General features: G+C 63.7%; 6 protein-coding genes. 3 read left to right on the top strand and 3 right to left on the bottom strand.

Going from position 1 to position 11,209, the window contains the following annotated elements; genetic code table 11:
• Positions 1-14: 14 nt before the first annotated feature.
• From KIH45_RS04235 to gyrB, 3 genes are all read right to left on the bottom strand, one after another.
• Positions 15-2,336, bottom strand: a complete 2,322-nt coding sequence (locus tag KIH45_RS04235) for a TonB-dependent receptor (protein WP_213174769.1) — start codon at positions 2,334-2,336, stop codon at positions 15-17.
• Positions 2,337-2,498: 162 nt separating this feature from the next.
• Positions 2,499-4,724, bottom strand: a complete 2,226-nt coding sequence (locus tag KIH45_RS04230; RefSeq protein WP_213174768.1) for a TonB-dependent receptor — start codon at positions 4,722-4,724, stop codon at positions 2,499-2,501.
• 187 nt (positions 4,725-4,911) lie between these two features.
• On the bottom strand, positions 4,912-7,425 hold the full coding sequence (gene gyrB / locus KIH45_RS04225) for a DNA topoisomerase (ATP-hydrolyzing) subunit B (protein WP_213174767.1): 2,514 nt from the start codon (positions 7,423-7,425) through the stop codon (positions 4,912-4,914).
• 111 nt (positions 7,426-7,536) lie between these two features.
• On the opposite strand from gyrB, the gene KIH45_RS04220 reads away from it, so the two are divergent.
• The 3 genes from KIH45_RS04220 (at position 7,537) to KIH45_RS04210 (ending at position 11,204) form a co-directional block, all read left to right on the top strand.
• A complete protein-coding gene (locus tag KIH45_RS04220; RefSeq protein ID WP_225899671.1) occupies positions 7,537-8,961 on the top strand; it encodes a M20/M25/M40 family metallo-hydrolase in 1,425 nt (474 codons plus the stop codon).
• Between the two features lie 67 nt (positions 8,962-9,028).
• Positions 9,029-9,736, top strand: a complete 708-nt coding sequence (locus KIH45_RS04215) for a ZIP family metal transporter (RefSeq protein ID WP_213174766.1) — start codon at positions 9,029-9,031, stop codon at positions 9,734-9,736.
• A 121-nt stretch (positions 9,737-9,857) separates the two neighbouring features.
• Positions 9,858-11,204: an amidohydrolase family protein gene (locus KIH45_RS04210; RefSeq protein ID WP_337925401.1), complete on the top strand. Its 1,347-nt coding sequence runs from the start codon at positions 9,858-9,860 to the stop codon at positions 11,202-11,204.
• Positions 11,205-11,209: the final 5 nt, after the last annotated feature.

Below are 11,209 nucleotides of genomic sequence, written 5' to 3'. Positions count from 1 at the left end.
CACCTGTTCCAAGATCAGAAGCTGGCCTTCACGCCCACCGTCCAGCGCCGCGGTGCACCGGGCCCGAAAGCGCGCGGATCCTCGGCATCGGGGGCTTCTGACAGGAACACCTCGTCGACTTCAGAGAACGTGCCGAACGTCTCGTAATCGGTATCGAGCGCGTTGCGCACTTCGCCGAAAAGCGAGAGCCCCGGCGCAAGGTCGATCGATCCGCGCAAGTTGACCAGCGCATAGCCGGGAACTTTCGGGTTCTGCCCCGCCTCGTCGCCTACCATCTGCTGGCCTGAGCGTGCGATTACATCGCCGCCGAATGAAAATCCGTTGCCGTCATAGTCTGCGCTGAATGTCGCGCTGTGGCGGGGGAGGCCGGAGAGGCGGTCGCCTTTTGAAACCTCGATCTCGCCGTCGTCGTTGGCGAAGGGGTTGGACGGGCTCGACAGGGTCAGCGGATCGCGGAACGTCGCATCAAGGAAGGCATAACCAGCCGAGAGCGAAAGCGGCCCGCGCCGCGCTTTCACGCCAAGGTCGAAGCCCTGCCGCCGCGTGCTGCCGATGTTGCGGAAATAGGCGCGGCCACGGATTTCGGACGCGACGAACTGGATATCGTTACTGTTCGTCGTACGCCATGCAGTTGCCTGCCACGCAAGGTCCCATCCGCCTGCGATACTCTCGCCAGACGCGCCCAGGTTCCACGACTTCGCCACGACCTGTTCGAGCGGCGGGTCGGCGATGAAGAAGTTGGCAAGGCTGCACGGCGCATCCTCGTCTGCGCAAGACAGTTCGGCGGGCGTGGGTGTGCGGTTCGTTTCGGCATAACCGCCGCGCAAGGTAAGCGCCTCGGTCGCGCGGTAGCGTAGCGAGAGGCCGGGGTTCACACGCTCGAACGTGTGATCGCCGTTGAGCGCGGTGCCGATCTGGTCGCGCAGGACGATGTTCGCGTGGTTGTAGCGCAGCCCGATTTCGGCCGTCAGCCGGTCGGTCAGCGGCAGGCTATCGGACAGGAACACACCGGTGAACTTCGTTTTCGCGACCAGACCGACGGGCGCGATCGCGCCGCTGTCCTGCACGATGATCGGGCCCAGCCCCTCGACACTGCGGTTCCCGGTCAGTTCGCCAAGCTCGGTCCCGGTATCGAAGCGATTGCGGCTCTCGTCATAGCTTAAGCCAATGGCGAGACGGTTGGTGCCGCCCATCAGCTCGCGCTCGTCGACAAGCTGCAATAGAACGCCGCCCGCGCTGGTCTTCAGCCGCCCGCGATTGAGCACGCCATAATCCTCACCACCCAGCACGTCGGCAATCGCCATGCCGCCGGCGTCGGTCAGGACCTCGCCCTCTTCCTCGCCGCCGTCATCATCGTCGTCATCCTCGACGGTTTCGAGGCAGAGCAGGCCCGCCAGATTGTCGTCCTCGCACACCTCGATGTCGGCAGCATCGCCGTTGACGGTGCGGATCTTCAACCGCTGGTAATAGAGCGTGCCCTCCAGCCGCGTCTCCTCGCCCAGCGCGACCCACGGTGTAAGGCTGATGCGGCCATATTTCGTCTGCGAGCGGTCGGGCCAGGTGAAGACCGACTTGCGCCGTGCCTCCAGCAGTTCGATCGGCGCGACGCCGTTGCCGGTAAGGTCGGTATCCGCGCCCACGAACTTCAGGTGCGCGCCATGGTCGCCCGCATCGTAGCCGAGATCGACATATCCGTTCAAAAGTTCGGACGGGCTATAATCGCGCCAGCCGTCCTCTGCGCGGTACTGTACCGCTGCGAAGGCGGAAAACACGTCGCCCGCGCCGCCGCCAGCAAGGCTGAACTCGCGTTCGTCATAAGAGCCGTAGGCTGCCGTTGCAGTGAGGCCTGGATCGCTGCGGCCCGTGGCGGTCGCCATCACGACCGCGCCGCCCAGCGCGTTGAGCCCGAAGACGGGGTCTGCTTCCACCAGCGCGATCGAGGTCAGCGCGGCATCGGGGATGACGTCGAAAGGCACCGTGTCGCCGAAGGGCAGGTTGAAGCGCCCGCCGTCGAGATAGGCGGCAAGCCCCTGCGGCTGGCCCTGCAGCGGAGAGGCGAGGAAGCCGCGCCACGACAGGTTTGGCTGCCACGGATTGCCCTGTGCCTGCTGTAAGGTGACGCCTGCGACATTGCGGGTCAGCGCGCCGATCGCGTCGGGCGATCCGGCAACCGCGATGTCCTCGCGCCCCACGACCGTCCCTTCGGAAACGAGCGTGTCGGCACCGGGCGCTGTCACCACGATGACGCGCTGATCGGCGTCCTCGGCAAGCGCGGGGGTGCTGGCGATGATTGTGATGATGCTGAAACCGAGGCGCAGGGGCGTCTTGGCAGTCATGTCCTCTCCTGTTCGGCGCATGGCCTTTGCCACGTCGTCGTTTCCAGACAGTCTTCTAGGACCATGGTGCATCAGTCCATAGCCACAAAGGACAGTGCCGCCCGCCTTGCGCCCCAGAGAGCGTAAGACGAGCGGCACCTGTTGCCATCAGATCGGCGGCGATCAGAAGGAAGCGCGAACTTCCACGCCCCAGGTGCGGGGTTCGTTGATCATGCCGGTCAGGTTGTTGAAGTCGATGCCCGAAACGAACACGATCTCGTCGGTGATGTTGCGCACGAAGCCGGCGATTTCCCAGCCGGCGTCGGCGGCGTAACCGATGCGCGCTCCGCCTTCGAGCAGTTCCTCGCCGCGGAACTCCGTCGCTTCGTAAAGGAAGAAGTTGGCTTCCGAACGATAGGCCCAGTCGGTGAAGACATAGACTTCGCCCGCGCCCACCGGCACGCCGTAGCGCAGCGTCGCATTGGCGACATAGCGCGGGGCCTGCGGCAGGTCGTTGCCGTCGATCACGGCAAGGCCGTCGCCGTTGATCGGGTCAAGCATCGTGCAGCCGCCACCGCAAGGCGCGATGAACAGCGCGTCGTCACGGATTTCGGTGAAGTTCCAGCTACCGCCCAGCGTCAGGTCGAGACCGGGGGCGGGGCGCGCGGTCAGTTCACCCTCAATGCCATAGCCGACGGCGTGATCAGCGTTGATCAGGCGGGCCGAGTTCGACGTGCCGCCGACTGCGGTCAGCTGCAGGTCGTCGGTGCGCCACCAGTAACCGGTGAGGTCGAGGCGCAGCTTGCGATCGAGCAGCGCGGTCTTCACGCCGCCTTCTGCCGAGATCGTGGTCTGTTCCTTGGCCACGTTCGGGACCGAGAAGAAGTTCACGCGGTCCTGGATCGCAGGGCCGAGGTAACCTGTTGCCACGCGGGCATAGACGTTGGTGTCGGCGGTGACTTCATACGTGGCGCTGACGTCCCACGAGATGTTGTCGCCCTTGGCCTTGTTGGTCAGCGGCAGGGTGACGGCGGGAAGCTGTGCGACGCCCGAAATGCGGTCGGTCTTCTTGTCGTCCGAATAACGGATGCCGGCACGCAGGGTCAGCGCGTCGGTTGCCGAAACTTCACCCGCTGCAAAGAGGCCGAAGTTGCGGTTGTCGTTGCGGTGCAGGACATCGGAAACGATCGTCGTGCCGTCATATGCGAATTCGCGGTAGAACAGGTCCTGATCGAAGAAGTAGGCCCCGACCTGCGCGCGGTAACCGCCAAGGTCGCCGGTATCGAAGCGGATTTCGCCGCTCATTTCCGAAGGCTTGGTGGTGCCACCCGTGTTCACCGGGAAGGCCGCGACGTGGATGTCGTAGAAGTTGCAGCCCGGGATAAAGGCGTAGCAGTCACCGCCGTCGATATCGCCGGTGGAATCGACGCTGGCTTCTTCGTAACCGGCAACGATCGCAAGCGTCGCATCGTCGAACAGCGACAACGTCGCGCGGAGGCTGCCGCCCCACTGTTCCATCGACTGGTTGGTATAGCCGTCGAGGCTCGCTTCTTCAGGGTCGAAGCCGACATTCGGCGTGTTCGAACCCGGCAGGATGGCGCCAGCGCGGAAGATGCGCGGCGTGCCGTCGAGGTGGCGGTAATGCGCGTTGATCAGGAGCGAGTGTCCTTCGTCCTTGATCATCAGCTGCGCGCGGGTGGCAATGTCCTCGTAACCTTCGAACTCCGTATCGGCGAGGCCGGTGGTGTTGAGGTTCTTCACCCAGTCGTCGCGGCGCTGCATCAGGCCCGACAGGCGGACCGAAACGACGTCGGAGATCGGGCCGCTGACGGCCGCTTCGAGGTTCACGGTGTCATACGTACCGTAGGAGGCGGAGAACTTGCCGGTGAAGTAGTCGGTGGGCTTGGCCGAATCGATCTTCACGACGCCAGCAGGCGTGTTGCGGCCGAACAGCGTGCCCTGCGGTCCGCGCAGGACCTCGACGCTTTCGACGTCGAAGACCGGGAAGGACTTCAGCATCGGGTTTTCAAGCGCGACATCGTCATAGACGACCGAAACCGGCTGCGCGGCGTTCGGGTCGAAGTCGGTGTTGCCAAGGCCGCGAATGTAGAAGCGCGGGAAGGTACGGCCGAACGAGCTTTCGACGTTCAGGCTGGGCGTGCGGCCCGAAAGAAAGCGAATGTCGAGGCCGCTGGAATTGATGACGTCGAGCGCCTGGCCCGAGATCGCGGTGACCGCGACCGGAACATCGATGGCGCGTTCGTCGCGGCGGCTGGCCGAGACGTAGATTTCGGTCAGGTCGTCGGTGGTGACGACTTCGTCGGTCGTATCCTGCGCGAAGGCGGGAGAAGCACAGGCAATGGCGATGGCAGAACAGGTCGTCGCCGCCGCGCGGGCAAGTCTGGTCATGGCAATGGATCCCTCATGCATGCCGCGGCGGTTAGTCCCTAAGCGGACCGCGGCTTGAACATGGGGGCGGACATTATCCGCGAGGCGCCCCTGATCAAAGTGTCAGGGGCGCCTCGCACGTGGATTGCGTGTCGTTTTGGTTACAACTGTTGCTGCAATGCAGCGCCTTTGCGCCGCAGTGCGGAAATCAGATGTCGAGATTGGCGACGTTGAGCGCGTTTTCCTGAATGAAGTCACGGCGCGGTTCGACGATATCGCCCATCAGGCGCGTGAAGATCTCGTCCGTCACGTCCGCGTCTTCGACTTTTACCTGAAGCAGGGCGCGGTTTTCGGGGTCGAGCGTCGTTTCCCAAAGCTGCTCGGCGTTCATTTCGCCAAGACCCTTGTAACGCTGTACCGAAAGACCCTTGCGGCCTGCGGCCAGTACCTGTTCCAGAAGCTGTGACGGACGCCAGATTTCCGCTGCCTTCGACGGAGCGGCGCTCTCTTCGCCTTCCTCGGCCTCGGCAGCGCTGGCGCGGACGAGGCGGGCACCTTCGGCATAGGCGTCGGCCTGTTCCGCCGCGACCTTGTGCAGCTTGCGGGCCTCGGCGCTGTCGAGGAACTTGTTCTCGATCATGTGATAGTCGGTGACGCCGCGCCACAGGCGCGAAATGCCGTAACCTTCATCGGTGACCGACGCGGTCCACTTTGCCTCCGGATCGCCGCGCTGCATCGTGGCGGCTGTCAGTGCCAGCGCCTCCGCACGCCCTGCGGCGTCGAGTTCGGGGTTCAGCGCGCCAGCGAGGGCCAGCGCCTCGACAATCGCGGAATCATAGCGGTTGGGTGCAAACGCCAGCGTGCTCTTGAAGCGGCGGGCCTGCTCGACCAGCGCGGCAAGATCTTCACCGCTGCGCGCACCGCCGCCGGTTTCAAGCACCTTGTTCGAAAGGCCGCCTTCGATCAGGTAGCGGTCGAGCGCGTCGTTGTCCTTGAGGTAAACCTCGGACCGGCCCTTCGCGACCTTATAGAGCGGGGGCTGCGCGATATAGAGGTGCCCGGCCTTGATGATATCGGGCATCTGGCGGTGGAAGAACGTCAGCAGCAGGGTGCGGATGTGCGCACCGTCGACGTCTGCGTCGGTCATGATGACGATCTTGTGGTAGCGCAGCTTTTCGAGATTGAACTCGTCACGAAGGCCCGTGCCCATCGCCTGGATCAGCGTGCCGACTTCCTTCGACCCGATGATGCGGTCGAAACGGGCGCGTTCCACGTTCAGGATCTTGCCCTTCAGCGGCAGGATTGCCTGATAGTGACGGTCGCGGCCCTGCTTGGCAGAGCCGCCTGCGGAGTCACCCTCGACCAGGAAGATTTCGGACTTGGCCGGATCGCGTTCCTGGCAGTCGGCAAGTTTGCCCGGAAGGCTGGCGATGTCCATCGCGCCCTTGCGGCGGGTCAGTTCGCGGGCCTTGCGCGCCGCTTCGCGGGCGGCGGCGGCGTCGATGATCTTCTGGACGATGGCCTTCGCGTTGGCGGGGTTTTCCTCCAGCCACTCGCTCATCTTGTCGCCCATCAGGCTTTCGAGCGGCTGGCGCACTTCGGAAGAGACCAGCTTGTCCTTCGTCTGCGACGAGAATTTGGGATCGGGTAGCTTGACCGAGACGATCGCGGTCAGCCCTTCGCGCATGTCTTCGCCCGAGAGCGAGACCTTTTCCTTCTTCAGAAGGCCCGAGCGGTCGGCATAGCCGTTGAGCGTGCGCGTCAGCGCCGCGCGGAACGCGGCAAGGTGCGTGCCGCCGTCACGCTGCGGGATGTTGTTCGTGAAGCACAGGACATTCTCGTAATAGGAATCGTTCCATTCGAGAGCGACCTCGATCCCGATGCCGTCGCGGTCCGCGGAGATCGCGATCGGTTCGGGGATCATCGCCTGCTTGTTGCGATCGAGGTACTTCACGAAAGCGCCGATGCCGCCGTCGTAGTAAAGGTCGTGTTCCTTCGGTTCCTCGTGACGAAGATCGCGCAGGATGATGCGAACGCCCGAATTGAGAAACGCGAGCTCTCGGTAGCGATGCTCAAGCTTTTCGAAGTCGTATTCGGTGACGTTCTTGAAGGTATCGTTGCTGGCCAAGAAACGCACGCGGGTGCCCTTGCGCGGTTCGCCTGCATCGTTCAGCGGCGCGTCGCCCTTCACGATGAGAGGGGCGACCGCGTCGCCATGCTCGAACCGCATCCAGTGTTCCTTGCCGTCGCGCCAGATGGTCAGTTCCAGCCATTCCGACAGCGCGTTGACGACCGAGACGCCCACGCCGTGGAGGCCGCCCGACACCTTGTAGGCGTTGTCGTCGCTGGTATTCTCGAACTTACCGCCGGCGTGAAGCTGGGTCATGATGACCTCTGCCGCCGACACGCCTTCTTCCTTGTGGATGTCGGTCGGGATGCCGCGGCCGTTGTCGTCGACCGATACCGAGTTGTCGGGGTGCAGTTCGATCAGGACGCGGTCGCAGTGGCCTGCCAGCGCCTCGTCGATCGCGTTGTCCGAGACTTCGAAGACCATGTGGTGCAGGCCCGAGCCATCGTCGGTGTCGCCGATGTACATGCCGGGGCGCTTGCGCACAGCGTCGAGGCCCTTGAGGACCTTGATGCTTTCCGCGCCGTAGCCGTTCTTGTTCTCGGGCGCCTTGTTGTCGGGCGTGGGCCCTGCGTTCTCGGTATTGTCTGCCATGACCATGATATAGGCATGAAGGGCCGGATTCGGAAGGCTTTGCCCCCCCTTCCATCCACAGTCTGATCGTGCTTCAACAACGCTCATGCAACATCTGTTGGAGCATCGATCTTGATCCAAAAAAGCCTTCCCGCACTGGCACTTGCCATCTCCTTCACCGCAGTATCGGCACAGGCGGCGGAACGTAGCGCCGACGAACTGGCCTTTCGCGAAATCTACAAGGAGCTGGTGGAGACGAATACGACCCTGTCTTCGGGCAGTTGCACGGTTGCCTCGCAGCAGATCGCGGACCGGCTGACCGGCGCGGGAATGGACAGCGAAAACGTGCAGGTCATGGTCCATCCCGATCACCCGAAAGAAGGTAACCTGTTCGCGGTCATTCCGGGTTCCGACACCTCGCTCGAACCTGTCCTGCTGCTGGCCCACATCGACGTGGTCGAGGCCAAGCGCGAGGACTGGGTGCGCGATCCCTTCACACTTTACGAGGAAGACGGCTTCTTCTGGGCGCGCGGGTCTGCGGATGACAAGTCGATGGCCGCAATCTGGGCCGACATGTTCGTGAACTTTGCCAAGGACGGCTACGCCCCGTCGCGCACGATCAAGATGGCGCTGACGTGCGGTGAGGAAACAGACACCGCCTTCAACGGCGCAAACTGGCTGGCGACAGAGCATCGCGACCTTGTCGACGCGGCTTTCGTCATCAACGAGGGCGGTTCGGGCCGGACCGATGGGACGGTTGATTCAGACGGCGTGGGTAATGTCGTCGTGCAGAACGTGCAGGTGGGCGAAAAACTCTACCAGGACTATCGCCTTACGGTGACCAATCCGGGCGGCCATAGCTCTCAGCCCAAGCGCGACAACGCGATCTACCAGATGGCGGCCGCGCTGCAGAAAATCGGCGCGCATACTTTTCCGGCGCAGTTGAACGACACGACGCGGGCCTATTTCTCGGGAGTGGGCGCCACGCGCGACGACGCGGTGGGCAAAGCGATGTTGGCGGTTGTCGCCGACCCGACCGACGCCGATGCCATCGCCGTTCTCGACGAGGACAAGATGTATCGTTCGATGCTGCGCACCAGTTGCGTGGCGACGATGATCGACGGCGGCCACGCGGTGAACGCGCTACCCCAGTCGGTGACCGCGAACGTCAATTGCCGCATCTTCCCCGGCCGCACTCCCGAAGCGATCATGGAAGAACTGACCGGCATCATGGACGATCCGGCCATCTCGATCGCCAAGGTCCGCGAGGACAAGCCCATCGCCAAGGCTCCGCCGCTCGACCCGCGAGTGCTGGACCCGATGCGCGCCGTGGTCGAAAAGTACTATCCCGGTGTCCCGCTTATCCCGACGATGTCGACGGGTGCGACTGACGGGCTCTACTTCTCTGCCGTGGGTATCCCAGCCTATGGCTTCAGCGCTCTCTATCACGATCCGTCGGGCAGCGGCGCGCACGGGCTGGACGAGCATATCTCGGTCGATGCGCTCTATCGGGGGCGCAAGGCTCTGACCGATCTCGTCCACGCTTACGCCGACTGACGCAGACTGCCATGAGGAACGCTCCTTGCGACTTGTCCGTTGAGGGCCGGGAGCAAGGAGTTTTCGCATGGGCCTGACACTCGCGGTCGTTGCCATCGTTTCGGGCGCGCTGATCATCGGCGCGCTCTGGGGCGTTTATGGCAAGCTGCATGAGCGCGTCGAAGGTTTCATCGTGGCGCTGGCCGGCGGGGCCCTTCTGCTCAGCCTCGTCACCGAACTGATCCAGCCCACTATCGAGAAGAGCAATACGACCACGGCCGTGCTGGGCGTGGCGGTCGGCGCGGTGCTGTTCACGGTGATCGACTACCTGATCGACGAAAAATGGGGCAGCAACAGCGGCGGCGGCTTGCTGGCCGCGGTCACGACGGACGGCATTCCCGAAAACCTTGCCCTGGGCGTCGCGCTGATCAGTGCCGGGCCCAAGGAAGTCGCCGCGCTTGGCGCATCGATACTTCTGTCGAATTTGCCAGAGGCGGCAAGCGGTGCGCGTTCGATGCGCGAGAACCAGCAAATGTCCAAGGGCAAGGTCATGGCGGTCTGGGCAGGTACGGCGCTCATCCTCTCGCTGGCCGCGATCATCGGCAACGTCCTTTTTGCCTCGCTGAACCAGAACCTGCTGGGCTTCGTACGCTGCGTTGCGGCGGGGGCCGTTGTCGCCAGCCTCGCCACGGAAGTCTTCCCAAAGGCATATAAGGCGGACTCCACGCTGGTCGGCATCGCCACGGCGCTGGGTCTGCTGCTGGCCCTGATCCTTGGCCAGATCGGCGGTGGTTAGCCTTACGCGGCAGGCTGCAAGCTGCTAATCCTGCAAGTCCTGGGCCCAGCCGATTGAGAGACCTGCGATAAATACCCGCAACCTGCTTATCCGCGATGCCGAATTGTGGAACGGCACACGTGTGGATGTCCGGATCGTTGGGGGGCGGGTCGATGCGATTGGCGCGTTCGCGGAAGAGAAGGCTGATGAGGTGATCGACGCCGGTGGCGGATTGCTGGTTCCGGGCCTGCACGATCATCATCTGCATCTGGCAGCGACCGCAGTGCGCCGCAGTTCGGTGCATTGTGGCCCGCCATCCGTCGTGAACGAGGATGGCCTCAAGCAGGTCCTTTCCGCATCGGGAAGTTCATGGCTGCGCGGCGTGGGTTATGACGAGGCGATTGCCGGCATGATCGACCGGCACTGGCTGGACCGTGTCGCATCCGACCGACCCGTCCGGATTCAGGATCGGACCGGCAGGCTCTGGATCTTCAACAGCGCCGGTCTGGACCGCTTGCTCGCTGGGCAGCCCGCGATCCCTGCCGGGCTGGAACGGGACGCGAGCGGGTGGACCGGCCGCTTGTTCGACGAAGATGCGTGGCTGAGAGAAACGCTTTCCGGGTCGCCACCGGATTTGGCCGCGCTGGGTGCCGATCTTGCCCGGTTCGGTGTGACGGGCGTGACCGACATGACACCGTCCAACGGACCGGCGGAACTGGCATGGCTGGCCCGGCAGCAGAAGACAGGCGCGCTGCCGCAATCCGTTGTCGTTGCGGGAACGCCTGCGCTGGCCAATGCGGCATTCGCGCGGCGGCAAACGCTGGGGGCAGTGAAAATACACCTTCACGAAGCGCATTTGCCGGATTTCGATGCCACCGTTCGCGCGATGACGGCGGCGCATGATCAGGCAAGGGCAGTCGCGGTCCATTGCGTCACCGAAGTCGAGATGGTCTTCACGCTCGCCGCATTTGCACAGGCGGGCGTCATTCATGGCGACCGGATCGAACACGCATCGGTCACGCCCGACGCCTTGGTGCGGCAGGTTGTCGATCTCGGCCTCGTGATCGGGGCCAATCCCGGTTTCGTCCACGATCGGGGGGATGCCTATCGCCGCGATATTCCCTCAGGCGACTGGCCCATGCTTTACCGGCTGGCCACGTTTCGCGAACGAGGGGTGACAATGCTGGGCAGCAGCGACGCACCCTATGGCGATATCGATCCGTGGATCGGTATGAGGGCGGCAACTGACCGAAAGACGCGCGGCGGTGCGATCCTTGGCGGCGCAGAAGCCATTTCTGCCGACGCAGCGCTGGAACTCTATCTGGCCGATCCTGTCGAGCCGACGCGGATACGCAAGGTGGAAGCAGGCGCGCCAGCCGACCTGTGCCTCTTGCGCAAGGGTTGGGGCGAAGCGCGGGGCGATCTATCGGCCGGTCTGGTCGCCATGACGATTATCGACGGCAAGATCGCCTATCGCGCGGCGGCGTAGCGCGA

The organism is Croceicoccus gelatinilyticus (assembly GCF_018398395.1).
In the GTDB taxonomy this organism is placed as follows: domain Bacteria; phylum Pseudomonadota; class Alphaproteobacteria; order Sphingomonadales; family Sphingomonadaceae; genus Croceicoccus; species Croceicoccus gelatinilyticus.
Note: the sequence above shows the minus strand (reverse complement) of the source record. Positions and strands in the feature narration are given on the sequence as shown.